The following is a 25,746-nucleotide window of genomic DNA, read 5'->3' as shown; positions in this document are numbered from 1 at the left end:
AACAAGGAGGAAGCCATGTCTCAGGCCGTCGTCACCACGAAGCCGATTGTCTTCCTGCCTGCTCCCGGGACGCCGCGCGTCGCCCTCGAGGGATAATCCCCGGGCCGACCTCCGCCGATCCGCCGCACCCGCGGCGCCGCCGCTCGTAACGCCGCGCGGCATAGGATCACCAGCTCCCGCGTTCTGGCCTACAGGACGCCTCTCCGGCGACCCCGCACGCTGTCTGTGCGGTGCGCCGTCCCCGCCGTTCCCGCGGCATCGAAACGCCCCCGCCACACCACTCGTCAAGGATCATGACTACGTCTTCCGCTGAGAGACTCTCCACGCCACGCGCGCTCGCGCGCCTTCTTCCCTTCGCCAGACCCGTGCTGCCGCGACTGACGATGGGCGCCGTCAGTGCGCTCTTCGCCAGCCTGCTCGCGCTGGCCATCCCGCTCGTGCTCGAGCAGATCGTCCAAGGCCCCATCGCCTCGGGCGACATCACCGCGATCTGGTGGGGGGCCGGAGCGATCCTGCTCCTCGGCCTTGCCGAAGCGGGCATGGTCTGGCTGCGCCGCTGGTTCGTGCTGGCGCCCGCGACCCTGGTCGAGTACGACCTGCGCCAGACCTTCTACTCGCGCCTGCAGCGCCTGCCGGTCGCGTTCCACGACCGCTGGCAGTCGGGTCAGCTGCTCAGCCGCATGATGCAGGACATCAGCATGCTGCGCCGCTGGCTCGCCTTCGGGCTCGTGCTGCTCGTCGTGAACGTCCTCACGATCGCCGTCGGCACGGCGCTGCTGTTCCGCTGGCACTGGCTGCTCGGAACGATCTTCCTCGTCACGTCCGCTCCGCTGTGGTACGCCGGGTACCGGTTCGAGAAGACCTACGGAACCCTCGCGCGACAGTCCCAGGACCAGGCCGGCGATCTCGCGACCTCCGTCGAGGAGAGCGTTCACGGCATCCGTGTCCTCAAGGCCTTCGGCCGCGGCAAGCACGCGCTCCAGCGCTTCACGCGGCAGGCCGAGACGCTGCGCGAGACCGAGCTGCGCAAGGCGCGCGCGGTCGGCTGGATCTGGTTCTGGCTGGTGCTGCTCCCCGACATCGCCTTCGCGCTGTGCCTGGGTGCGGGCATCTACTTGACCGCCATGGGTCAGCTGCAGGGTGCAGAGCTCATCGCGTTCTTCGCGATGGCCACGGTGCTGCGCTGGCCGATGGAGTCCATCGGCTTCCTGTTCTCGTTCCTGCTGGACGCGCGCACCGCGACCGACCGCCTCTTCGAGGTGTTCGACGAGGAGAACACGATCATCGACCCCGTCGAGCCCGTCTCGATCGAGCGCCCGCGCGGCGCGCTCGTCTTCGAGGGAGCGCACTTCCGCTACCAGGATGCGGCGACCCACGAGCGCGATCTGCTCGACGGGATCGACCTGGCCGTCCGCCCGGGCGAGACCATGGCCCTCGTCGGACTCACCGGCTCGGGCAAGACGACGCTCACCACGCTGCCCACCCGCCTGTACGACGTGACCGGCGGCCGGGTGACGCTGGACGGCGTGGACGTGCGCGACCTGACCCTCAAAGAGCTGCGCCGGCACATCAGCATGGCGTTCGAGGACGCGACCCTCTTCTCCCAGACCGTGAGGGACAACGTGCTGCTCGGCCGCGAGGACCTCGTCCCCGGCAGCGACGAAGCCGAGCGCGTGCTTCGCGAGGCGCTCGACGTCGCCCAGGCGGGATTCGTCGATGAGCTGCCCGACGGCGTCGACACGATCATCGGCGAAGAGGGGCTGTCCCTCTCCGGTGGCCAGCGACAGCGGCTCGCGCTCGCGCGCGCCGTCGCCGCCCGCCCGGCTGTGCTCGTGCTCGACGACCCGCTGTCGGCGCTCGACGTCGACACCGAGGCCCTCGTCGAAGATGCTCTTCGGCAGGTCCTGCACGAGACGACCGCGCTCGTCGTGGCGCACCGCCCCTCGACCGTCATGCTCGCCGATCGCGTGGCGCTGCTCGAGGCCGGCCGCGTGACGGCGGTAGGCACGCACTCCGAGCTGCTGCGCACCAGCAGCCACTACCGACACGTGATCTCGAGTCTCGAGGTCGAGGAAGCTCGCATGCAAGCCGCTCGACAAGCTCAGGAACCGATGGGGGAGGTGACCCTGTGAGCACCACAGTGACAGGAACCAGCGGCGAAGACCGCTCCGACTACACGCGCGCCGAGAGCAAGGAGATCCGCAGGCGCTCGCTGCGCCTGCTCGGCTCGCTCATCACACCGGTGCGCGGGCAGCTGATCCTCGCCGGCGTCGTGCTGGTGATCTCGACCGCGCTGCGCGTCGCAGGCCCCTGGCTCATCGGTATCGGCATCAACAACGCGCTGCCCGCTGCGGTGGAGCGGATGGACTGGATGCCGACGATCCTCGTCGTGCTGGTCTACCTGGTGACGGCAATCGGCGGTGCCGCCCTCATCGGCTGGTACGTCGTGGTGGCCGCGCGCCTCACGCAGGCGATCATGCTCGACCTGCGCAAGCGCATCTTCCTGCACACGCAGCGACTCAGCCTGGAGTTCCACGAGTCGTACACGTCGGGCCGCATCATCTCGCGTCAGACGAGCGACCTCGACACCATCCGCGAGCTGCTCGACGGTGGCCTCAACGAGCTCGTCTCCGGCATCCTGTACGGCGCTTTCACGCTGGCTGCGCTGTACATCGTGGACTGGCAGTCCGGTGTGATCCTGACGGTGATGGGCATTCCGCTGTACCTGCTCATGCGCTGGTTCTACTCGCGCTCGCAGCTGGTGTACCGGGAGTCCCGCGTCATCAGCGCCAAGGTGATCGTCAAGTTCGTCGAGACGATGACCGGCATCCGCGCCGTGAAGGCCTTCCGCAAGGAGGACCGCAACGACGAGGAGTTCGGCGCCGTGGCGATGGACTACCGCGACGTGAACATGCGCTCGATCCGCCTGTTCGGCACGTTCGAGCCGGGGCTCATGGCCGTGGCGTCGGTGACGCTCGCGGTCGTGATCGCGTGGGGCGGCATCCGTGTCGTGGACGGCGCGATGGAGATCGGCTTCCTGCTGTCGGCGGTGCTGTACGTCCGCAACTTCTTCTCTCCGCTGCAGGAGGTCGCGTTCTTCCTGAACTCGTACCAATCGGCGACGGCGGCGCTCGAGAAGGTGTCGGGCGTGCTGGAGGAGGAGCCCACGGTTCCCGACCCGAAGCACCCGGTCGACCTCTGGACGGCGAAGGGCCACCTCGAGTTCCGCAACGTGGAGTTCGGATACGGCACGGGGCGCACCATCCTGCCGGACTTCTCGCTCGACATCCCCGCCGGGCAGACGATCGCGCTCGTCGGCACGACGGGCGCGGGCAAATCGACGCTCGCCAAGCTCGTGTCGCGATTCTACGACCCGACGAAGGGCGCGGTCACGCTCGACGACGTCGACCTGCGGTCCCTGCACCCGAAGGACCTGCGCCGAGCGATCGTCATGGTCACGCAGGAGGCCTACCTCTTCAGCGGCACGGTCGCCGACAACATCGCGCTCGGCAAGCCCGACGCGACGCTCGACGAGATCAAGGCCGCCGCGAAGGCGGTGGGGGCGGATGCCTTCATCGAGGCCCTGCCGGACGGCTACGACACCGACGTGAACAAGCGCGGCGGCCGTGTTTCGGCGGGACAGCGTCAGCTGGTCTCGTTCGCACGCGCCTTCCTCGCGAACCCGGCGGTGCTCATCCTCGATGAGGCGACGGCGTCGCTCGACATGCCGTCCGAGCGGCAGATCCAGGATGCCCTGCAGACCCTGCTCGCCGACCGCACCGCGATCATCATCGCGCACCGTCTGTCGACGGTCGCGATCGCGGACCGCGTGCTGGTCATGGAGCACGGCCGCATCATCGAGGACGACGCCCCCGATGCGCTGATCGGCGGCGACGGCAAGTTCGCCCAGCTCCACAGTGCGTGGAGGGAGTCGCTGGTCTGACCAGCCCTCAGCGCGAGACCCGGATGCCCCGGCCCACCTGTCCACACAGGGCCGGGGCATCCGCCGTTCCTCCCGCGTGCCGGCGCCTCCCGACTCCCGCGAACCGACGCCTCAACAGGTCAACCGGGCTTCCGCAGGATGGACGGTGCGCGGTTCTCCTGTGGAAGGCCGGTTGACCTGTCGAACGCGGATGTCAGCGCGGACGTCAGGCTCGGGCGACCGACACCGCGTGGGCGAGTGGATGCTGGGGGGCGAGGCCCGCGAGGGCGGCGGCGCCGTCGATCCCGTGACCGCGTGGCTCGACGAGCGTGACGTTCAGCTCGCTCGCGGCGATGTGCGAGGCGAAGGCCTCGTGCAGCTGCGGCGAGCGGAACACGCCGCCGATGGCGCAGGCCGCGAAGCGCTCGTCGGGGTCGTCGGAGCGCACCCGGCGCAGCGCGGTCTCGACGCTGTGGGCGAGCTCGCCGCCGGCCCGCACGGTGATGTTCTGCGACACCGCGTCGCCGTCGGAGGCCAGCCGCGCGACGTGCGCGGCGAACGAGGCGACGACGCTCACGCGGTCGTCGTCGGACTGCAGGTGGATGTAAGCCTGGGTGAGGTCGGGCCACCGCTCCTCGGCCACCGCGCGGAGCGCGGTCGCCGGACCGCGCCCGTCGAACTCCCGCATCACGGCGTCGAGCGCCTCGCGGCCGATCCAGTATCCGCTGCCGGCGTCGCCCATCAGGTAGCCCCACCCGTCGACGCGGGCGACGCGCTCCGCGCCGACCGCGAGCGTGACCACGCCGGTGCCCGCGGCGACGACCGCGCCTCGACTGTCGCCGAGTGCCCCCAGGAACGACGTCGTCGAGTCGTGCGCGAGGATCACCTCGTGCACCGCCGGGTCGGCGATGCGGGCGAGGAGTGCCGCGGCATCCGCCTCCTTCGTCGTCAGCCCCGAGACACCCGCGCTCACGACCGACACCTCGGCGCCCGTGCGCTCGATCGCGGCGTGCGCGACGGCGGCGAGCTGCGGCAGCAGCTGCTCGTGCGTGCGGATGCCGGGGAACAGCAGGTCGTGCTCCCGCACCCGCACCTTGATGCCGGTCTGCCCGGCGTCGATCGCCAGTACCGTGCCTGTCTCCGTGCGCTCGGTCATGGCTGCTGCCCCATCCCTGCGCCACTCGCGCGCAGACGGTACGCGTCGCGGAGGAACTCGCCGGCGGGCTTGCCGTACGGGCAGTAGTCGTCGTTCGCAGCCGCCTCGTCGGCCGCGTAGAGCCGGGGCGGCCAATCCCACAGCATGAACCCGCGCACCCACGGGCGCGCGTCGCAGGCGGCGAACATCGCCTCGTAGTAGCGCAGTTGCGCCGCACCTGACGGGGCGCCGGGCAGCGACCAGTCGTTGGGACGGTCCGGCGAGCCCTCGCGCGAGGGGCAGCCGGCCTCCATGAAGAAGAACGGCTTGCCCGTCTCGGCAACGGCCCGCTCGATGCGGTCGAGTTCGGCATCCCATCGGTCGAGGGGGTAGTAGCCACTGGACGTGACGACGTCGACCGCGTCCCACCACGAGAGGCGGTCCTCCTGGTACTTGTCGCAGTTGTAGGTGACGATGCCCGAGAACTCGGCGCGCACGTCGGCGATGAGCGCGCGCCACTCGGCCTCGCGGGCGTCGGCGCGCACCATCTCGCAGCCGACGCAGAGCATCTCACAGCCCTCGGCCTCGGCGATCCGCGCCGCGTGCACGATGAACTCGCGGTACGACGCGAACCACTCTCCCCACGTCGGCTCTCCGGGCACATCCTGGTCGAAGAACCCGATGTACGCGCGCCACGTGCCGTCGGCGACGTTGACGACGGGCTTGAGGCACACCTTCAGCCCGAGCGCCTTCGCCTCGCGGATGGCCCAGACGACCTCCTCGTCGGTCACGGTCGGCGCCTCCCGGAAGGGCACCTCGGTCGACTGCGCCGTGTCCTGCAGGGCGGAGTACGCGATCGCCGTCCAGTTCACGCCGTGGTCGGCCATAGCCCGCAGGGAGTGGGATGCCGCGGGCGTCGCCCACGTGCCGCGCACGCCGGTCCAGCCCCAGGTCATTCCGGCCACGTACGAACCGAGCGCCTGGGCGGTCTCGGCGGTCACGACGCGACCAGCTCGTTGGCCGTGCGCAGCACCCGAGGATCGGAGAGCGCGGATGCCGCGAGCGCGTCGCCGTCGTGTCGCACGAGCAGCGTCGTGCTCTCGCCGGGCAGCAGCGTCACGAGCGCGTCGGATGCGACGGCGCCCGGATCGACCTTGTCGACCAGCAGGGTGAGGTCGCGCACCAGGGAGCCCGCGGTGAGCGAGACCAGCGTGCCGCCCGCGGTGGGCTCGGTGCGGAGCTCGACACGCGCGGCGCTGAGCTCCGACTCGCGCGGCTCGGCGAAGAACCAGTGGCCGCGCACGTCGTCGACGCCGGCGACGACGAGCTCGCTCGCCGCGTCGCCGGGCGTGACGACGTCGGTGGGGAGAGGAACGGTGACCGTCTCGCGCGGTGCGAGCGAGACCGGCGTGGTGAACCGGGCGAGCTCGTCGCCCGCGAACCCGACGCGGCGCGCGAGGAGCTCGCCCTCCCAGGCCTCGGCGGTGTCGTTCACGAGCACGGCCGCGAGCCCGCCGTCACGCGGCTGCACGGTCGCCAGACGCGGGGCGAACGCGTTCTTCAGCGCGTAGTACAGGGGCTTCGGGCGCTCGTCTCCGTCGATGGCCGCCCACGACGTCACCGGCCAGCAGTCGTTCAGCTGCCAGACGATCGCGCCCTGGGTGTGCGGCGCCCATGAGCGGAAGTGCTCGAGCGCCGTGCGCACGGCCAGCGCCTGGTTGAGCTGCATCGCCCAATGCCAGTCCTCCATGGCCTCCGGCATCCGGAAGTGGGGGATCAGGCCGTTCGTGAGCTTGGTGTTGCCCTCCATCGCCTTCTGATGCACGATCATGCCGGGCGATTCAGGGGTGAGCGGGTCGTCGCTGATGGAGCGGACGAGGGTGCTCCACGCAGGGGGGCCCTGCCAGCCGAACTCGGCGACGAACCGGGGCCTGTGGTCGCGGTACGTCGTCCAGTCGAGCCGGTTCCACTGCTCCCACAGGTGCATGGAGCCGTGCTGCTCGTCGTTGGGGTGCGGCCCGGTCTGCGCCGTGCCATCCCAGCCCATGCCGGGGCTGAACGGGCTTCCGGGCGCGTACGGGACGTGCGCGGCGAGCTCGGCGACCAGCGCGGGGAACAGCTCGTAGTAGTAGTGGGCGCCCCAGGTCTTGCCGTCCAGGCGCTGCTTCCAGCCCCAGTCCTCGTAGCCCCACAGGTTCTCGTTGTTGCCGGTGAGCAGCACGAGCGAGGCATGGTGGCCGAGCCGCACGATGTTCTCGCGCGCCTCCGCCTCGACCTCGGAGCGCAGCGGCTCCTCCTCGGCGTAGGCGGCGCACGCGAACAGGAAGTCCTGCCAGACCAGCAGTCCCAGCTCGTCGGCGAGCTCGTAGAAGTCGTCGGACTCGTAGAGTCCGCCGCCCCACACGCGGATGAGGTTGAGGTTGGCGTCGAGCGCCTGCTCGAAGCGGCGCCGCAGCCGGTCGCGGGTGACCCGCACCGTGAGGGCGTCGTCGGGGATCCAGTTCACGCCCTTCACGAACACGGGCTGGTCGTTGACGACCAGTGTGAACGGCGTCCCCGACTCGTCGGGGGTCATGTCCCAGCGCACGTCGCGGAAGCCGACGACGCGGTGCACGGCATCCAGCGGATCCGGGCCGTCGCCGCCCTGCAGCCGGACGTCCACGACGTACAGCGGCTGCTCGCCGTAGCCCGCGGGCCACCAGCGCTCGACGGCCGGCAGGTCCAGTCGCACGTGCGCACGATCGCCCTCGAACTCGACGACGGTGGACGGAAGCGAGCCGTCGCCCAGTCCGGGTCCGTTCACGGCGACGCTCACTGAGAGGGGGACGGATGCCTCGGCCGCGCGCTCGATCTCCACATCGACCTCGATCGTGCCGCCGTCGCCCGACGGCGTCGCGACCACGCGCGTCTGCGCCAGGCGCGCGAGCGACCAGGACTCCAGGCCGACCGGCTTGACGATGCCGCTGGTGTACGTCGCGATGCCCCAGTCCCAGCCGAAGCTGCACGCCGACTTGCGGATGGCGTCGTAGGGGAGCGGGTACGGGCGCTGCCGTACCCCGAGAGCGGCGCTCTGCTCGTTGGCGTACTTGACGGGCGAGCGGAAGCGCACGACGAGGTCGTTGTCGCCCTCGACGAGTGCGCCGCGCACATCGAACCGGTAGGAGCGGTGCTGGTTGGCCGTCGCCCCGATCTCACTGCCGTTGAGCAGGATGGTCGCCACCGTGTCGAGCCCTTCGAACACGAGATCCGTGCGGTCTGCGGCATCCGCGGTCCATGTGAACGTGGTCGCGTACGTCCAGTCGACCAGGCCGATCCACGCGAGCGCGGACTCGTTGTCGTCGAGGAACGGATCGGGGATGAGTCCCGCGGCCAAGAGGTCGGTGTGCACGCAGCCGGGGACCGTCGCGGCGACGTCGCCGGCGAGTCCGTCCGGTGCCGGTCCGGCGGCGGCGCGGAGGGTCCAGCCCGAGTCGAGCGGGCGGAACGAGAGGGCGGTGGTCACTTGACGGCTCCTGCGGTGAGGCCCTTGTAGATCCATCGCTGCAGCAGCAGGAAGGCGACGAGGGTCGGGATGATGACGAGGACGGTGCCGGCGGAGATGACCTCCCACTGGGCGCCGAACGGTCCCTTGAACCGGAACAGCGACGTGGAGATCAGTCCTTCGGACGGCAGGTAGAGGAATGGTGCGTAGAACTCGTTGTACACCGCGATGCCCTTGATGATGACGACCGTCGCGATCGCGGGTCGCAGCAGGGGCAGCACGATGCGCCAGTAGATCGTCCACCGGTTCGCGCCGTCGATCATCGCCGCCTCGTCGAGGGAGATCGGGATCGACTGCATGAACTGGATGAACAGGTAGATGGCGATGATGTCCGTGCCCATGAACAGCAGGATCAGCGCGGCCTTGGTGTCGTAGAGGCCGAGTCCGTTGATGAGCTGGAAGGTCGCCACCTGACTGGTCACGCTGGGGATCAGCGTGGCGACCAGGAACAGGCCGAACACGAGCTTCTTGCCGCGGAACGCGAACCGGTCGAGCGCGTAGGCGGCCATGGTGCCGATGAAGATCGTGCCTGCCAGCGACACCACGAGCACGATCGTCGTGTTGACGAAGCCCTCGAGCATCTCGCCGCTCGTGAACGCCGTCACGAAGTTGTCGAAGTTGAGCCAGTTCTCGGGCGGGTCGAACGGACCGGTCTGGGCGTATTCGGGCGCGGTCTTGAGGCTCGCGAACAGCAGCACCGACAGGGGCAGCAGCGTCAGCACCGACGCGATGATCAGGCTGAGGTACTTCGCCGTGGTCGCGCTGACGCCGCGGAGGCGCTCGCCGAGGGAACGGCCCTTGATCGTGCGCGGGGGAGTGGTGCGCAACGGCATCGTGCGCTGTGGTTCTGTGGTGGTCATGTCAGGTCGACCTTCTCGTCGGGGAACACCTTGCGCTGGATCCACGTGATCACCAGCACGATCGCCAGCAGCACGACGGCCATCGCTGATGCGAGACCGACCTGCCGGAAGCTGAAGGCGGTCTGCAGCGTCTGGATGACGAACGTCGCCGATCCGTTGGCGCCGCCGGTCATGATGAAGGGGATCTCGAAGACACTGAGACTGCCGGCGATCGCGAGGATGAACGAGAGGCCGATCACCCGCCGGATGCCGGGGAAGATGATGGCCCAGAACTGCTGCCAGCGGGTCGCGCCGTCCAGATCCGCCGCTTCGTACAGCTCGTGCGGAATCGACTGGATCGCACCGAGGAAGAGCACGAAGTTCATTCCCGTGTAGCGCCACACCGAGGTGCCGGCCAGTGACCAGTTGACCACGTCGGGGTTGCCCAGCCACTGCGGCGGGTCGGCAACGCCGAACCAGCTCAGCACCGTGTCGAGCGTGCCGCCCGGCTGGAACAGGTAGAGGAAGACGAACCCGATCGCGACGCCGTTGATGAGGTACGGGAAGAACAGGATGCCGCGGAAGAGGTTCGAGAAGCGCGTCGAGAAGCTGAGGAGCGTGGCGAAGTACAGCGCGATCGCCATCTGCGCGAACGACGCGAAGAAGTAGTACAGGCTGACGCCGAACACCGAGAAGATGCGCGGGTCGGTGAACACCTGCACGTAGTTGTCGAGGCCGACGAAGTTCTTCTGGAGGTCGATGCCGTCCCAGTCGGTGACGCTGAAGTAGAAGAGGTTCAGGGCCGGCCAGTAGGTGAACAGCAGCAGCAGTCCCACCGCCGCGGCCAGGAAGAACCACGGGGTGAGGTGCTGCAGGAGGCTCCGCCCGGCGGAGCCGCCCCGCCGGCGGCCGGTTCGGCGGGATCCCCCGCCGAACCGGCGCGCCCGCAGGGGCGCGGAGAGGACGGCAGGGGCATCCGCCGGAGCCGCACCGGGTGTCGCAATGGCCATGTCGCTGCCGTCCCGTCCGCTCAGCCGGCGAGCTTCTCGACCGATGCGCCCCAGCGCTCGTTCAGCTCGGCGAAGTAGCTGTCCTTGTCGCCGTCGGCGGCGCCGCGGGCGACGTCGACGAGCTTCTGGCGGTAGATCGGGCCGTACAGGTCGATCTGCGAGTCGCTGGAGACCTCGTTGAGCAGGCCCTCCTTGCCGGCGGGCGCCGGGTTGATCTCCATGAGCTCGACGCCGGCGGCCTCGAAGTCGGTCAGCGAGTCGGGCAGCGCGGCATCCTTGAGCGGGGAGACCATGCCCTGCGCCTCGGTGTAGCCCGAGTCGGCGACGACCCACTGGATCCACGCCCACGCGGCCGCCTTGGCCTTGGAGTGCTTGCTCACGGCCAGGTTGTAGTCGCCGCCGATCACGGCGAGCTGCGTGCCGTCGACGTTCGCGGGGAACGCCATGAAGCCGATGTCGTCGGCCGAGCCGCCGTTGTCCTCGGCGGCGGCCTGCATCTGCGAGATGGCCCAGGACCCCAGCGGCATGGTGGCGATCTTGCCGGTGCCCAGGTCGACCTTCGACTGCTCCCAGTTGGTGGTCAGCGGGTCGTCCTCGGTGAGCCCGGCCGCGACGGTGTCGTACAGCAGCCCGTCGATCGCGTAGATGTCGGTGCCCTCGGTCCAGGGCGCCGGGTCTTCGGCGAGCGTGATCGGTGCATCTGCGTCGTCGGTGATCGCGCCGAGGTTGCCGAAGCTCTGGGTCAGCGGCCAGCCGTCCTTGTAGTTGGTGTACATCGGGATCGCGTCGGTGTTGTCGGCGACCTTCTGCAGTGCGTCGAGCCACTCGTCTTCCGTGGTGGGCAGGTCGCTGACGCCGGCCTCTTCGAAGACCTTCTTGTTGTAGACGACGCCGTTCGCGTTGCCGCCGAAGGCGATGCCGTACTGGGTGCCGTCGAAGCTGGCGGCCGGCAGGAACCGGTAGGTGTCCTCGAAGTCGGCGGTGTCGCCCAGAGGCTCGAGGAACTGCTCGTACTGGTCGGGCTGGATCGCCGGGATGCCGATGACGTCGCCATAATTGGTGGTGCTCATGCGGGTGAGCATCTCGCCGGCGTAATCGGTGATGCCCTCGAATGTGACGTTGACGTCGGGGTACTGCTTGTTGAACTCCTCGGCGTACTTGTCGAACGTGCCGTCCTCGACCAGGTCGGTGCGCCACGTGACGACCTTGATGTCGCCCTTCACGTCGCCGTCGATCGTGTTGTCCGCGTCGCTCGATCCGCCGCCGCCCGCGCAGCCGCTGATCGCGACCGCGGCGGTGGCAAGCAGCGCGATGCCCGCGAGTGCCTTCTTCGCCATGTGATGTCTCCTTGTCAGGTTCGCCCTTGAACTGCCGGTGCTCGTCATCGCACCGTTGCGTGGTTCGTCGCGCCGTCAGATTAGACGCACTCGAAACGGTTCCGCAACTGTTCGATGTCAGCGCTGTCTTGTCGTGTCCGTTCCGAATTGTCTGCCGAGAATACCTGTCTGATCTGGGAGAAAAATTCCAGAGCTCACTGGTGACACCGGTGAATGTCTCTTCAATGTCCCACGTAGACATCACCGACGGCGGAGTGCTAGCGTGAAGCGCCCGGCAAGGAGGCCCCACCGATGACGGTTCAGCAGCGCGCGACCCTCGAAGACGTCGCCCGCCTCGCGGGCGTGAGCTCTAAGACGGTGTCGCGGGTCTTCACGCACCGTGACCTCGTCGCGCCCGACACGGTCGAACGCGTTCTCGCCGCCGCCAAGCGGCTGCGCTTCCGCCCCAACCCGCTCGCACGCAACCTGCGCCGCGGAGGGCCGACGAACACGATCGGCTTCATCATGGGCGAGCTGAGCAACCCGTTCTATTACAAGCTCGCCGCCGGCATCGAGCGGGAGCTCGCCGCCAACGGATACTCGCTCGTCGTGGCGACGACCGACGACACCGCGGAGGGCGAGGAGCGCGTCGCCGACGCTCTTCTCAGTCAGCGGCTCGGGGCGCTCCTGCTCATTCCCGTGGCGGAGGACCAGTCCTACCTCGAGGGCGAACGACACCTCGGCACGCCGGTCATCGCGATCGACCGCCCGGCGCGCAACCTCGTCGCGGACTCGATCGTCCTGGAGAACCACCGCGGCGTGTTCGAGGCCACGACCCGGCTGCTCGAGCGCGGCCATCGCCGCATCGGCTACATCTGCAATCCGGCATCCGTGTACACGCAGGCCGAGCGCCTACGGGGCTACCGCGACGCGCTCGCCGCCTACGGCATCGTCGACTCCTCGCGGTGGGAGCGCCTCGCCGATGATCTCTCGACCCCGGCCGACGGGTTCATCGCGGATCTGCTCGCGCAGGGCGACGCGCCGACGGCCATCATCACGGGCAACAACCGCGTGACGGTCGCCGCGCTCCGCGTGCTGCGCGACCGCGACGACCGGAGCACCGCCCTCGTCGGCTTCGACGACTTCGACACCGCAGACGTGCTGGGGGTGACGGTCGTCAGCTACGACCCGCTCGCGCTCGGTCGCGCTGCTGCGACGCTCGCCATCGAGCGCATGCAGGACCCGGCCGGCTTCACACGTCAGCTCGAGATGCCGACGTGGATCGTCGAGCGGGGCACCGGCGAGCGACCCCCTGTGGAAAGGACCCCTGCATGACTTCCGGCTTCATCCGTCTCGAGAACGAGGGCGTCGGCGTGATCGTCGACGCCCGCGGTGCGGGTCTTCCGCGCGTGCTGCACTGGGGTGCGGCGGTGGGACGGATCACGGATGCCGATGCCGAGGCCCTCGCCCGGGCGCTGAGCAGGCAGACCCCTCCCGGCACGCTGGACGCCGCGTGGCAGCTGTCGCTGTCGCCGCAGGAGGCGGACGGCTGGAGCGGCCGGCCCGGCATGCAGCTGCGCCGCGACGGGGTGGTGCACCACCCGCGCTGGAGCGTCACCGGCGTCGAGCCCGACGACACCTCGCTGACCGTCACGGCGCAGGACGCGGCATCCGCTCTGCGTCTGTCGATCACGATCGGCATCGAGCGCGGCGGGGTGCTGTGGGTGCAGCACGTGCTCACGCACGAGGGAGAGTCGGATGCCGCGGCCGTCGACGTCGACTGGCTCGAGGCGACCCTTCCCGTGCCGTCGACGACCGACACGCTGCTGACCTTCGACGGCCGGTGGACGCGCGAGAAGCGCCCGGTCGTGACGCCGATGCCCGCCGGGGCCATCGTGCGGCAGTCACGGAGAGGACGCCCTGGGCACGACAGTCCCGTCGCTGCGATCGCGGCCGTCGGCGCTCCGCGCTGGGACGACGGCGCGCTGTGGGGCGTCCATCTCGCATGGTCCAGCGACCTCACGACCCGCGTCGACCGCGTGACCGAAGCTGTGACCCTCATCGGCGCCGGCGAGCTGCTGCGCCCGGGCGAGATCCGGCTCGGCCCGGGCGACGAGTACCGCGCGCCCCGGGCGGCGTTCGTGCACACGACCGAAGGGCTCGACGGCTTCGCGCACCGCGTGCACACGTGGCTGCGGGGCCGGTCCCAGCATCCGTCCTCCCCGCGCCCGCTCGTCCTCAACACCTGGGAGGCGGTGTACTTCGACCACGATCCGGCGCGGCTCGCCGCGCTCGCCGAGCGCGCCGCCGAGGTGGGGATCGAGAGGTTCGTGCTCGATGACGGCTGGTTCCAGGGGCGCCGCGACGACTCGACGAGCCTCGGCGACTGGATCGTCGACCGGACCGTGTGGCCCGACGGCCTCGGCCCGCTCGCCGATCGCGTGCACGAGCTCGGCCTGCAGTTCGGGCTGTGGTTCGAGCCCGAGATGATCAGCCTCGACTCCGACGTCGCACGCGCCCACCCCGACTGGCTGCTGCACGATCCGCGGCACGTCGACCACGACGCGGCGCTGTCGTGGCGGGGGCAGTATGTCATCGACCTCGCGGATCCGGATGCCTACGCCCACGTCTTCGGCCAGATCGACGCGCTCGTGACCGAGCTCGGCATCGACTTCATCAAGTGGGACCACAACCGCGACCTCGTCGAGAGCGTGCACGCCGGGCGCCCCGGCGGGCACGCGCAGATGACGGCGGTGTACGCCCTGCTCGCGGAGCTGAAGACGGCGCACCCGTCGCTCGAGATCGAGTCGTGCTCGAGCGGGGGTGCGCGCACCGACCTCGGCATCCTCGACGTCACCGACCGCGTGTGGGCGAGCGACTCCAACGACCCGGTGGAGCGGCAGGACATCCAGCGCTGGACCGGTCTGCTGCTGCCGCCCGAGCTCGTCGGCGCGCACGTCGGTCCGACGACCTCGCATTCCTCGGGCCGCACCACGGCGCTGTCGTACCGGATGGCGACGAGCCTCATGGGCTCCGCGGGCTTCGAATGGGACATCCTGTCGTGCGACGCGGACGAGACCGCCGCGATCACCCGCTTCGCGGCGCTGTACAAAGAGCTGCGGCCCATCGTCCACAGCGGGCGGGTGCTCCACCCTGAACTGCGGGATCCGGCCTGGCGCGTGACCGCGTACGTCGGAGCGGATGCGGCCGTCGTCGTCGCCGCGACGGTGGCCAGTCTCGAGGACGCGCGCGCCGAACGGCTGCGGCTGCCCGGGCTCGACCCCGACCGCCGCTATCGCGTGCGCGTGCGTCGCGAGATCGGCGCCGCCGAGTACGGATGGATCGCGCCGGAGTGGTTCACCGCGGGCGAGATCGAACTCCCGGGCTCGCTGCTCGCCGAGGTCGGTCTTCAGCTGCCGACGCTGTGGCCGCTGCAGGCGTTCGTCCTGCACCTCGAGGCGCGCTGACGCGCTTCGTCTCGCAAGCTCGCTCGTTCGGGGGTCGCAATTGGTGGCTTCGTCCGCGGCGTCACCGCGTGTTGTGACCCCCGAGCGGACGGAGATGGATGCCGGGTCGGAGCGGCTTATGGAGTGTCATGGACGGGCCGAGGACACGGGGAGACGGATGCCGCGGCTCTCTCGGGGCAGACGCGCGAAGCGCTGCGGGCACAGGCGGCTACCCGGGCACCCAGCCGTGGCGGAGGAGCGCGGCGCGCACGATTGCCACCGCCCGCGGGCGCTCGCCTCGGATGTGGGCGGAGGTGAGGCGGACGACCTCCCACCCCTCGGCGGCGTAGGAGGCGTACTTGTCGATATCGCGATTCCACTGGTTGCGGTCCGTGCGGTGGTGGTCGCCCTCGACCTCGACCGCAACCTTCAGATTCCGGTAGACGACCTCTGAGATCCCGAGGAGTCGCCCTCGGCCGTCGCGGATCTCGACGTCGAGGTCGGGCTCGGGGAGCCCGTCTGCCGCGGCGTCGAGTCGCAGCTCGGTCTCGAGCGGCGAGGCGCTGCCGACCCGGATCAGCTCGAGGGCTTGTCTGAGTTTCGCGACACCCACACGCCGCCCGGCCAACGCGGCCCGCTCGAGCTGTGGGATTGTCGCGATGCGCTGGCGCGGCTGAAGCCCGCCGCGGCTGTCGCGGGGAATCCGCACGAAGGAGTCGCCCAGCGTTGCGAGCTCACGCACCGTGAGCTCGGCGCCGAGCATCGCCCAGGTCGTCGCGGGCGTTGTCATGCGCAGGCCGTCGTGCATGCGTACGTTGGCAAGCTTGGGCGCGACCCTGATCCCGCGCACACCCGCGTGTCGAGGTGCGCGGGCGGGGCTGAACACCCCGACGACGAGGTCCGGTCCCGGATCGATGGAGGCTCCCTGCAGAATGGCTGCCGTCCGCCCGGCGAAGAACATGCGCGAGGTCATCGCGGTGCCGAATATCGCCGCTCGTCTGGCCTCATTCTGCCGGGCGAGTTCCCATGGCGATGGTGGCGAGCCGTCCTCGGCGTTCGTGCCGGCGCCTTCGGGTGCGGTCTTCGCCCGCGTGCCGTGAAAGGGAGACTCCAGGTCTTTCGTGCGAAGGCGGTTCGGTGACACCCCTGCCGCGCGGGCCGCGGCGACGGAGAATGCGTCGCCGAGCGACTCGGGCAGCGGGCGCGGGCGTCGAGGCACGCCCCCACGATGCATCGAGCGCGCTGGTCGCCGATCACGTTCTCGCCGTTCTGCGCATATCTCCGCCTGCGCCGCCCCTGGGGAGGAGCCGCCGGCTCCGGCATCCCATCACTCGGGTGTCACGACACGCGGCCTCGCCGACATCGTCACCGCGTGTCGTGACCCCCGAGCCGCCGGACGGCGCGTTGGTGTGCCACAAAAGGTGGGCACGGGCGCGAGGTAGCGACGTTTCGTGACCTCCGAACCGCCGGGGCGAGCCGCCGGCGGGCGCGGGGGAGCGGTCAGGCGAGAGTCGAGAAGAAGGCGGCCTGCTTCGGGAACTGGAACGCCTGACCGCCCTCGTGGCCGTTGTGGGTGTAGACCTCGATGCGCTTGTCGGCCGTCTCGTGCCGGTTGAACGCGGCGTAGACGGTCGACGGCGGGCAGATCGTGTCCATGAGGGCGACCGAGTACAGGGCCGCGGCATCCGCCCGCTTCGCCATGTTCACGCCGTCGAAGTACGACAGGGTCTCGAACACCCGCTCGTCGGCGCCGCGGTGCACGGCCAGGTAGCGCACGACCTCCTGGTAGGGGTCGTCGCCGGTGAGGCCGACCGCGCGCTCGAAGTGGCAGAGGAACGGCACGTCGGGCATGACGGCCACGAGGCCGTCGGAGAGGCCCGCCGCCGCGATCGCGATGCCGCCGCCCTGGCTCGCGCCGCACACCGCCACGCGGTCGGCGTCCACCTGCGGGAGCGTTCGCACCGCGTCCACCGCGCGCACGGCGTCCGTGAAGACCCGGCGGTAGTAGTAGGTCGCGGGGTCTTCGATGCCGCGAGTCATGAAGCCGGACGAAGACGGGCCGGTGCCGTGCGGATCGAGCGTGTCGCCACCCGAGCCCCACATCGATCCCTGGCCGCGCGTGTCCATGAAGAGGTGAGCGTAGCCGGCGGCGGCCCATCCGAGGCGCTCGCCGGGGAGGCCTCGGCCTCCGCCGTAGCCCTGGTACTCGACGACGGCCGGAAGAGGTCCGGTGGTGCCTGCCGGGAGCGTGAGCCACGCCTTGACAGGGTCGCCGCCGAAGCCGGGGAACGTCACGTCGAAGATGTCGACCAGCGTGTACGGCGTGTCGAGCAGCGCGACCTCGGGCGCGGCATCCCACTGTCGCGACGCTGCGATCGTGGCGTTCCAGAAGTCGTCGAAATCGGCGGGTTCGCGAACCTCGGGGGCGTAGCCCGCGAGCTCGGCGGGGGACAGATCGAATCTCGGCACGGACTCACCCTAGTGCGTCGCGCGCAAGCGTTTCGACGATCTTCGAGAGGGCGACGAGGCCTCGATGGGGGAGGGGTATTCGAGGCCCCGCCGCCGGTCTCTGGCGCGCCCGGCGGGCGCTGTGTGGGGAGAGTCTTCCGGGGGATTCGGGCGGCTGTTACGTCAGAGACGGATCTCTGCGATGACCTCACCGTACTCGGTCTCACCGACCGGTGTGAAGCCCACACGCTCGAAGAACTGCTGCGGACCCCCTTCGCCCGCTTCGTAGATGACGCAGACGTGGTCCATGCCGCGGTTGCGAGCCTCGTCGATGAGGCCCTTCACGGCGAAGCGACCGACGCCGCGGCCCTGGTCGTCGGCGTCCACGTTGATGCGCCACAGCACCGAGCGGAAGTGCTCCACCGGATCGTCCGGATCGAAGTTGGCGCTCACGAAGGCGACCACCTCCTCGCCGTCGAGCACGACGCGCTGCCACGCCGTCTGCGGGTTCACCACGGTCGCCGCGATGCCGTAGCTGACGGGGGAGAGGTACTCCTCCTGGCCGGGCTTCAGCGACAGATTGTTGACCGCCACGATGGTCGCGGCGGACAGTTCGACGAGTCGCAGATCACCCATGGGCCCCAGGCTAGCCCGGATGACGACATCCGGCACTCTGAGGGGTCCGGATTAACGCGGTGTTCACACGCGGCGGCGCGGAGCGCCCAGGCTCCGACGTGAGGCCGAAACCGCGGAAACTCGGTGTCACGGCGGGTGGAGATCTCTTGACGTCGAGATATCTCGGGTGCTTGCGATAGGCTGATGGCCGACCCGTGAGAAGGACGTGACTGGTGACCGATTCGACCATCATCTACACCTATACCGACGAGGCACCGGCCCTCGCGACCGCATCGTTCCTGCCGATCGTGCAGGCCGTCACCCGCCAGGCGGGGGTGGACGTCGAGACGCGTGACATCTCGCTCGCCGGCCGCATCCTCGCGGCGTTCCCGCAGAACCTGACGCCCGAGCAGCAGGTCGGCGACGCGCTCGCCGAGCTCGGGGGCCTGGCGACGCTGCCCGAGGCGAACATCATCAAGCTGCCGAACATCTCGGCGTCGATCCCCCAGCTCAAGGCGGCGATCGCCGAGCTCCAGTCGCAGGGCTATGACGTCCCCGACTACCCCGACGAGGCGCAGTCGCTCGAAGACAAGGACGTCCGCGCGCGGTACGACCGCATCAAGGGCTCGGCGGTCAACCCCGTGCTGCGCGAGGGCAACAGCGACCGCCGTGCGCCGCTGTCGGTCAAGAACTACGCGCGCAAGCACCCGCACCGCAACAAGCCGTTCGCCGAGGGCTCCAAGACCCGCGTCGCCACGCTCGGCCACGACGACTTCAAGTCGAACGAGAAGACCACGGTGATCCCGGCCGACGACGTGCTGTCGATCCAGCACGTTGCGGCCGACGGCACCGTCACCTCGCTGAAGACCGGCATCAAGGTGCTGCCCGGCGAGATCATCGACAGCACCTTCCTCTCGGCGGCGGCGCTCGACGCATTCCTCGCCGAGACCCTCGAGACGGCCAAGGCCGATGACGTGCTCTACTCGGTGCATCTCAAGGCCACCATGATGAAGGTCAGCGACCCGATCATCTTCGGCCACGTCGTGAAGGCGTACTACGCCGACGTCTTCGACCGCTATGGCGACAAGATCGCCGAGGCCGGCCTCACGCCCAACGACGGACTCGGCGCGATCCTCGCCGGCCTCGGCGACATCGAAGGCGGCGACGAGATCGCCGCCGCGATCGCCGCGGCGACCGACTCCCCGCGACTGTCGTACGTGAACTCCGACAAGGGCATCACGAACCTCCACGTGCCGTCCGACGTCATCGTCGACGCGTCGATGCCGGCGCTCGTCCGCAACGGCGGAAAGCTGTGGGGCGCCGACGGCGGCGAGGGCGACACCCTGGCCGTCATCCCCGACTCCTCCTACGCGAGCGTCTACCAGACGGTGATCGACGACGTCATCACGCACGGCCCGCTCGACCCCGCCAAGATCGGCACCGTGCCGAACGTCGGCCTCATGGCGCAGGCTGCCGAGGAGTACGGCAGCCATGACAAGACGTTCGAGCTGCAGGCCGCCGGCACCGTCCAGGTCGTCAACCAGGCGGGCGACGTGCTGCTCGAGCACTCCGTGCAGCCGGGCGACATCTGGCGTGCGACGCAGACCAAGGACATCGCCATCCGCGACTGGGTGAAGCTCGCCGTCACGCGTGCTCGCGCCACCGGCGCTCCGGCCGTGTTCTGGCTGGATGAGAACCGCTCGCACGACGCGGCCCTCATCGCGAAGGTGAAGGAGTACCTGCAGGCTCACGACACCGAGGGGCTCACCATCGAGATCCTCGCGCCGGCCGACGCCACGCAGTACTCGCTCGACCGGCTGCGCAAGGGTGAGGACACCATCTCGGTGACCGGCAACGTGCTGCGCGACTACCTCACCGACCTCTTCCCGATCCTCGAGGTCGGCACGAGCGCCAAGATGCTCTCGATCGTCCCGCTCCTCGCGGGCGGCGGACTCTTCGAGACCGGTGCCGGCGGCTCCGCTCCCAAGCACGTGCAGCAGCTCCTGGAGGAGGACTACCTCCGCTGGGACTCGCTCGGAGAGTTCTTCGCGCTCGCCGCGTCCCTCGAGCACCTCGCCGACTTCACGGGCAACGTGAAGGCGCAGGTGCTGGCCGACACGCTGGATGCCGCGACCGGCACGTTCCTCGAGAACGACAAGTCGCCCGGACGCGCGCTCGGCACGATCGACAACCGCGGCAGCCACTTCTACCTGACCCTGTACTGGACGCAGGAGCTGGCGAAGCAGCAGGCCGCCCCCGAGCTCGCGGCGGCCTTCGCCCCCGTGGCCGAGGCACTGGCGGCGGGCGAGGAGCAGATCGTCGGCGAGCTGATCGCCGTGCAGGGCTCGCCCGTCGACGTCGGCGGGTACTACCGTCCCGATGCCGAGCTCGTCGCCGGCGTGATGCGCCCGTCGCAGACCTTCAACGGGATCATCGACTCGCTCTGATCAGAGCCTACGGAGGGGACGGATGCCACTCGGCATCCGTCCCCTCCGTCGTGCGCGGCACGTCGGGGTGCAGCCCGGGGGGTGTTGCTCTGAACGCGTGGGCCCTACCCTGAGGCAACTGCCACTGGGGGAGCAGGACCCTGCGCAAGGGGGGACGATGTCGTCTGCGCTCTACACGCTCGGACGCTGGGCCTTCCGCGCGCGCGGGCTCGTGCTGGGCGTGTGGATCGCCGTGCTCATGGCCCTGTTCGCGGGCGCGGGCATCCTCGGGACGGGCACCGACAACACCTACACGATCCCCGGCACCGAGTCGCAGGAGGCGCTGGACGCACTCGGCCGCACCTTTCCGCAGGTGAGCGGCGGGTCGGCGCAGCTGATCGCCGTCGCGCCCACGGGCGGATCGGCGACCGACGCGGACTTCCAGTCGGCCGTCGAGGCGTCCGTCGATACGATCTCGCAGATCCCCCAGGTGTCGTCGGCGACCTCGCCATACGGCCAGGCGTCGTCGTCGAACATCAGCGCGGACGGCAGCGCGGTGCTGGTGCCGATCCAGCTGACGGTGAGCGGCACGGCAGTGCATGCGTCGACGGGTCAGGCGCTGCAGGATGCCGGCGCCGCCCTGCAGGGCGCGCTCCCGCCGGGTTCGGAGGTGTCCGTCGGCGGCCAGCTGTTCTCGCAGAGCTCGACCGGCATCAGCATCACGGAGCTGATCGGCATCGCGGTCGCGTTCGTCGTGCTGCTGTTCACGTTCGCGTCGCTCCTCGCGGCCGGACTGCCGCTCGTGACGGCGCTCGTCGGGGTCGGCGCATCGCTGTCGCTCGTGCTGATCGCGACGCGCTTCACCTCCATCACGTCGACCACGCCCCTGCTCGCGCTCATGCTCGGCCTCGCGGTCGGCATCGACTACGCGCTGTTCGTGCTCGCGCGGCATCAGGACCAGTTGAAGGAGGGCGTGGAGCCCGAAGAGGCCGCGGCCCGCGCGATCGCGACGTCGGGCTCGGCCGTGGTGTTCGCCGCGCTCACCGTGATCATCGCGCTGCTGGGGCTCGTCGTCGCCGGCATCCCGTTCTTGACGACGATGGGCTTCGCCGCCGCCGTCGCGGTCGCGCTCGCGGTGCTGGTCTCCCTCACGCTGACGCCGGCGCTGCTGGGGTACGCGAAGTGGCGCGTGGTGCCGCGCCGGTACCGGCCGGGACGGATCCCGGATGCCGCCTCCACAGGCTCCGCCGGCGCCGGGCGCCGCGCGGCGCCGGCGCCCGACGGGACAGAGCGCCTCGGCGACGCAGAGCGACTCGGCGACACAGAGCGACTCGGCGACGATGGGGTGCTCGACGACGCCGAGGTCGAGCTCATCGACCCCGCGGAGTCGGCCGCCGATGCGGCCGAGGCGGCGGAGGTGGGGATCGACGGCGATCCGGACGGCGAGGCGTCGGACACTGCACCCGCGGACCCGACGGCGTCGCCGCGCGGCCCCGGCGCATTCTTCCGGGGGTGGGTGCGCACCGTCACCCGGTGGCCGCTCCTGACGGTCCTGCTCGTCGTCGGCCTGCTGGCGTTGGCGACGATCCCCGCGGCGCACTTGCGACTCGCACTCCCGGATGCGGGTTCGATGGAGGAGGGGGAGCCGGGCCGCGTGACCTACGACCTCATCGCGGAGCACTTCGGTCCGGGCTACAACGGCCCTCTGCTCGTCACGGGATCGGTGATCGAGAGCACGGATCCCGTCGGCCTCATGGACGATCTGGGGACCGACATCGCGACCGTCGACGGTGTCGCCTCGGTGCCGCTGTCGACCCCCAACGAGACCGGTGACACCGGCATCGTGCAGGTCGTGCCCGAGGGCGGCCCGGACTCGGGCACGACTGCTGAGCTGGTCGCCACCCTCCGTGGGATGCACGACCGGCTCGAAGCCGAGTACGGGGTCGACCTCTCCGTGACCGGGTACACCGCGGCAGGCATCGACATCTCCGAGCGGCTGGCCGGTGCGCTGCTGCCCTTCGGCATCCTGGTGGTGGGGCTCTCGCTCGTGCTTCTCGCAATGGTGTTCCGCTCGGTCGTCGTGCCGATCACGGCGGCGCTCGGCTACGTGCTGTCGATCGGCGCGGCGTTCGGGCTCACCACCCTCGTGTTCGTCGACGGGATCTTCGCCGACCCGCTCAACATCGCGTCGGTGGGCACGGTGATCAGCTTCATGCCGATCATCGTGATGGGCGTCCTGTTCGGCCTGGCGATGGACTACGAGGTCTTCCTCGTCAGTCGCATGCGGGAGGACTACGTGCACCACGGTGAGCCGGTGCGCGCCGTCCACGACGGGTTCGCGGCATCCGCTCGCGTGGTGACCGCCGCCGCCACGATCATGTTCGCGGTGTTCGTCGCCTTCGTGCCGGAGGGTGATGCCAACATCCAGCCGATCGCGTTCGGCCTCGCGGTGGGCGTGGTGATCGACGCGTTCCTGGTGCGGATGACGCTCATCCCCGCCGTACTGGTGCTCTTCCGTCATCACGCGTGGTGGATGCCGGGATGGCTCGACCGTCTGCTGCCGTCGTTCGACGTCGAGGGGGAGGGGCTCGCCCAGGAGCTCGCGCTGGCGGACTGGCCCGAGGCCGACCTGGTGCTCGCGGCGGAGGGTGCCCGCGTGCGCGACCACCCGAGCACGCTGGACGCCGAGCTGGCCGCGGGCGGCATCCTCGTGATCGAGGGCGGGGACGAGATCGAGCGCCGTGCGATGCTCGCCGCGCTCGGCGGTCGCGCCGCGCTCGCGGAGGGTCGCGTCAAGGTCGCCGGGCTCGCGCTGCCGGCGCGCGCGAGCAGCGTGCGGGCGCGGACATCGCTCTGGGTCGTCGCGCCGGACGGCAGCAGGCTCGCGGTCGCCCTCGAGTCGCGGCCCGCAGTGGTGCTGGTCGAGGGGCTCGACGACGTCGGCTCGCCGTCCGCGCGCCGGCGCGTGCGGACGGAGCTCGCCGCCGCGCTGGCGGCCGATCGCCGGCTCGCACTGATCGTCGCCGCCCGCGCGGCGGGCGACGTCGAGGACGCCCTGCCCGAGGCGGCCGACGTCGGCATCGCCCGTCTCGCCGACGCTGCGCAGCGGCATCCGCTGCTGGTCGCCTCGGGCGCCGCCCCATCGGGCGCGCACGGTGCGGAGGCAGGGTGATGGCCGCCGCGTTCAGCGCCACCTCGGGGTCGGCGCGGCTCGGCCGCCTCGCCGTCATCGGGCTCATCGTGGTTCCGCTGCTGATCGGCGGGATCCTCGTATGGGCGCTCGCCGCACCCACCGCCCACCCCGAGCGACTCACCGCGGCGATCGTGAACGACGACGAGCCCGTCACCGTGAACGGCCAGACCGTGCCGCTGGGCCGTCAGTTCGCGGCGGGGCTGATGGCGGCGCAGGAGCCGGCGCAGCCCGGGACCGACGAGACCGCCGAGCCGCCGCCCAGCCTCGACTGGGTGCTCACGAACGACGGCGACGCCGCCGAGGGGCTTGCGGCGGGCAGGTATGTCGCCGTCGTCCGCATTCCGCCGTCGTTCTCGGCAGACGCCACCTCGATCTCCGGCCCGGGTGCGCAGGCGCGCCAGGCGGTGGTCGAGGTGCGCACGACGCCCGCATCGGCATGGATCGATCCGGCGCTCACCTCCGCGGTCACCGAGGCGGCGACCGCGGCCCTCCGCCGCGATCTCACCAGCCGCTATCTCGCAGAGGTGTATGCGGGCTTCAACACGATCGCCGAGCAGATCGGCGAGGCCGCCGTGGGCGCGGACCAGCTCGCCGTCGGCGCCGCGTCGACGGCGACCGGAGCGGCCGAGCTCGCGAGCGGTGCGAGCACCCTCTCGACGGGGCTCGCCTCGCTGGGGTCGGGTGCAGCGAGCCTGGCGGCTGGACTCGCCGAGCTCGACTCCGCCGCACAGCCGCTGCCTCCGCTGGCTGCCGACGTGGCCGCAGGGGCCGACGGCGTCGCCGCGGCCGTCGACGAGGCCCAGCGGCAGGCGGATGCCGCCACCGTCGCGTTCGCCGCCGTCGTCGTCGAGCTGTGTGCGAGTCCCGGACCGGGCGGCCTGTGCGAGCGAGCCACTCAGGCGCTGCGGCAGCTGGAAGCAGCCGACGCGCGCCTGCGCGATCTCGCGAGCGGCGCACGCCGCGTCGCGGTCGGCAGCGATGCTCTCGCCGCGGTCCTGCCGCGACTCGTGACCGGAATCGACGACTCCGCGGCGGGAGCGGGCGAGGTGGCGGCAGGGGCGACCTCGTCGAACGCCGGCGGCGCAGAGCTGGCCACAGGCGCCGCGGAGGTCGCGACCGGCGCCGCGCAGGTCGACGACGGCGCCGCCGAGCTGTCATCCGGCCTGGACGAGGCGTCCGGTCAGCTGCCCACCTACAGTGACGACGACATCGCGACGCTGTCGGCCGTCGTCGCCGAACCCGTGGTGGTGGACCAGGCGACGCCGGCCACCGGCATCCAATCCGTACCGCTCTTCACGATGATCGCGCTGTGGCTGGGAGCGCTCGTGACCGCCCTCGCCGTGCAGGCGGTGCCGACGAAACGACTCTTGAGCGGAACCGGCTCCGTCGTGATCGGGCTCCGCGCCGTCGTGCCGACGGTCGCGATCTGCGCGGCGCAGGGACTCGTGGTCGGCGCCGCCGTGCTGACCTCCGTGGGCGTGACCCCGCTCGAATGGATCGCCTTCGTCGGCGCGGCGATACTGTGCGGCGCGGTCTTCGGTCTCGCGAACCACGGGCTCGCTGCCGCGTTCGGGGGCCCCGGGCGCGTCGCCGCAGTTCTCATCGCGATCATCGCGCTCGCCGCCGGACTCGCCTCGACCGTGCCGCCGGTGATCTCGCAGCTCGCCGCAGCCCTGCCGACGGCGGCAGCCACGGCATTGCTCCGCGGAGCGCTCACCGCCGACGCGGCCGGCGCGATCCCCGCGATCGTCGGGCTCGCGATCACCGCGATCGCGGGGCTCGGCCTGGTGATAGCCGGCGTCGCGGCGCGGCGCCGCGTTCCCGCGGACGCCGCCTGACCTCGCTCAGCCGCGAC

Annotated in this window: 16 protein-coding genes; 7 read left to right on the top strand and 9 right to left on the bottom strand. The window is 70.4% G+C overall.

The features are described from left to right. The first annotated feature begins 293 nt into the window (after nucleotides 1–293). The gene (locus MRBLMI12_RS20415) at nucleotides 294–2,132 is read left to right on the top strand and encodes an ABC transporter ATP-binding protein (protein WP_349426652.1); all 1,839 of its coding nucleotides are present in this window, start codon (nucleotides 294–296) and stop codon (nucleotides 2,130–2,132) included. Next, nucleotides 2,129–3,943, top strand: a complete 1,815-nt coding sequence (locus MRBLMI12_RS20410; RefSeq protein ID WP_349426653.1) for an ABC transporter ATP-binding protein — start codon at nucleotides 2,129–2,131, stop codon at nucleotides 3,941–3,943. The genes MRBLMI12_RS20415 and MRBLMI12_RS20410 overlap by 4 nt, the downstream gene beginning before the upstream one ends. 205 nt (nucleotides 3,944–4,148) lie before the next feature. Here the strand turns inward: MRBLMI12_RS20410 and MRBLMI12_RS20405 are convergent, their stop codons facing one another. The 6 genes from MRBLMI12_RS20405 to MRBLMI12_RS20380 are packed head-to-tail and all read right to left on the bottom strand — an operon-like array spanning nucleotide 4,149 to nucleotide 11,784. Continuing rightward, nucleotides 4,149–5,078, bottom strand: a complete 930-nt coding sequence (locus tag MRBLMI12_RS20405; protein ID WP_363358001.1) for an N-acetylglucosamine kinase — start codon at nucleotides 5,076–5,078, stop codon at nucleotides 4,149–4,151. Beyond that, the gene (locus MRBLMI12_RS20400) at nucleotides 5,075–6,058 is read right to left on the bottom strand and encodes a glycoside hydrolase family 113 (RefSeq protein ID WP_404910271.1); all 984 of its coding nucleotides are present in this window, start codon (nucleotides 6,056–6,058) and stop codon (nucleotides 5,075–5,077) included. Before MRBLMI12_RS20400 ends, MRBLMI12_RS20405 begins: the two co-directional genes overlap by 4 nt. Then, nucleotides 6,055–8,595 carry a glycoside hydrolase family 2 protein gene (locus tag MRBLMI12_RS20395; RefSeq protein WP_363358000.1) on the bottom strand — a complete coding sequence of 847 codons (2,541 nt, stop codon included), beginning with the start codon at nucleotides 8,593–8,595 and terminating at the stop codon, nucleotides 6,055–6,057. The genes MRBLMI12_RS20400 and MRBLMI12_RS20395 overlap by 4 nt, the downstream gene beginning before the upstream one ends. Then, nucleotides 8,556–9,458 (bottom strand): carbohydrate ABC transporter permease, encoded by a 903-nt coding sequence (locus MRBLMI12_RS20390; protein WP_363357999.1) that lies wholly within the window; start codon nucleotides 9,456–9,458, stop codon nucleotides 8,556–8,558. Before MRBLMI12_RS20390 ends, MRBLMI12_RS20395 begins: the two co-directional genes overlap by 40 nt. Further along, entirely contained in the window at nucleotides 9,455–10,447 is a 993-nt protein-coding gene (locus MRBLMI12_RS20385; protein WP_363357998.1) for a carbohydrate ABC transporter permease, read from the bottom strand. Before MRBLMI12_RS20385 ends, MRBLMI12_RS20390 begins: the two co-directional genes overlap by 4 nt. A gap of 20 nt (nucleotides 10,448–10,467) precedes the next feature. Then, entirely contained in the window at nucleotides 10,468–11,784 is a 1,317-nt protein-coding gene (locus MRBLMI12_RS20380) for an ABC transporter substrate-binding protein (protein WP_363357997.1), read from the bottom strand. 291 nt (nucleotides 11,785–12,075) lie between these two features. Between MRBLMI12_RS20380 and MRBLMI12_RS20375 the strand changes: the two genes are divergently transcribed. Both MRBLMI12_RS20375 and MRBLMI12_RS20370 read left to right on the top strand, forming a co-directional pair. After that, nucleotides 12,076–13,098: a LacI family DNA-binding transcriptional regulator gene (locus MRBLMI12_RS20375; protein ID WP_363357996.1), complete on the top strand. Its 1,023-nt coding sequence runs from the start codon at nucleotides 12,076–12,078 to the stop codon at nucleotides 13,096–13,098. Beyond that, complete coding sequence (locus MRBLMI12_RS20370) at nucleotides 13,095–15,230, top strand: alpha-galactosidase (protein ID WP_363357995.1); 2,136 nt, start codon at nucleotides 13,095–13,097, stop codon at nucleotides 15,228–15,230. Before MRBLMI12_RS20375 ends, MRBLMI12_RS20370 begins: the two co-directional genes overlap by 4 nt. A gap of 208 nt (nucleotides 15,231–15,438) precedes the next feature. Here MRBLMI12_RS20370 and MRBLMI12_RS20365 read toward each other — a convergent pair whose 3' ends face one another. The 3 genes from MRBLMI12_RS20365 to MRBLMI12_RS20355 all read right to left on the bottom strand — a co-directional run bounded on the left by MRBLMI12_RS20365 (nucleotide 15,439) and on the right by MRBLMI12_RS20355 (nucleotide 18,293). Beyond that, nucleotides 15,439–16,428: a hypothetical protein gene (locus tag MRBLMI12_RS20365; RefSeq protein WP_363357994.1), complete on the bottom strand. Its 990-nt coding sequence runs from the start codon at nucleotides 16,426–16,428 to the stop codon at nucleotides 15,439–15,441. Between the two features lie 281 nt (nucleotides 16,429–16,709). Beyond that, nucleotides 16,710–17,678 (bottom strand): acetylxylan esterase, encoded by a 969-nt coding sequence (locus tag MRBLMI12_RS20360; protein ID WP_363357993.1) that lies wholly within the window; start codon nucleotides 17,676–17,678, stop codon nucleotides 16,710–16,712. Nucleotides 17,679–17,840: 162 nt separating this feature from the next. Continuing rightward, nucleotides 17,841–18,293 carry a GNAT family N-acetyltransferase gene (locus MRBLMI12_RS20355; RefSeq protein WP_349426657.1) on the bottom strand — a complete coding sequence of 151 codons (453 nt, stop codon included), beginning with the start codon at nucleotides 18,291–18,293 and terminating at the stop codon, nucleotides 17,841–17,843. Between the two features lie 212 nt (nucleotides 18,294–18,505). On the opposite strand from MRBLMI12_RS20355, the gene MRBLMI12_RS20350 reads away from it, so the two are divergent. The 3 genes from MRBLMI12_RS20350 (at nucleotide 18,506) to MRBLMI12_RS20340 (ending at nucleotide 25,729) form a co-directional block, all read left to right on the top strand. After that, the gene (locus tag MRBLMI12_RS20350; protein ID WP_363357992.1) at nucleotides 18,506–20,719 is read left to right on the top strand and encodes an NADP-dependent isocitrate dehydrogenase; all 2,214 of its coding nucleotides are present in this window, start codon (nucleotides 18,506–18,508) and stop codon (nucleotides 20,717–20,719) included. Nucleotides 20,720–20,876: 157 nt separating this feature from the next. Continuing rightward, the gene (locus tag MRBLMI12_RS20345) at nucleotides 20,877–23,870 is read left to right on the top strand and encodes an MMPL family transporter (RefSeq protein WP_363357991.1); all 2,994 of its coding nucleotides are present in this window, start codon (nucleotides 20,877–20,879) and stop codon (nucleotides 23,868–23,870) included. Beyond that, entirely contained in the window at nucleotides 23,870–25,729 is a 1,860-nt protein-coding gene (locus MRBLMI12_RS20340; protein WP_363357990.1) for a YhgE/Pip family protein, read from the top strand. The genes MRBLMI12_RS20345 and MRBLMI12_RS20340 overlap by 1 nt, the downstream gene beginning before the upstream one ends. Nucleotides 25,730–25,746 lie beyond the last annotated feature (17 nt).

This window comes from Microbacterium sp. LMI12-1-1.1 (assembly GCF_040676455.1).
Classification (GTDB): Bacteria; Actinomycetota; Actinomycetes; order Actinomycetales; family Microbacteriaceae; genus Microbacterium.
The sequence above is the reverse complement of the archived record's forward strand: the minus strand, read 5'-3'. Positions and strand labels throughout refer to the sequence as shown.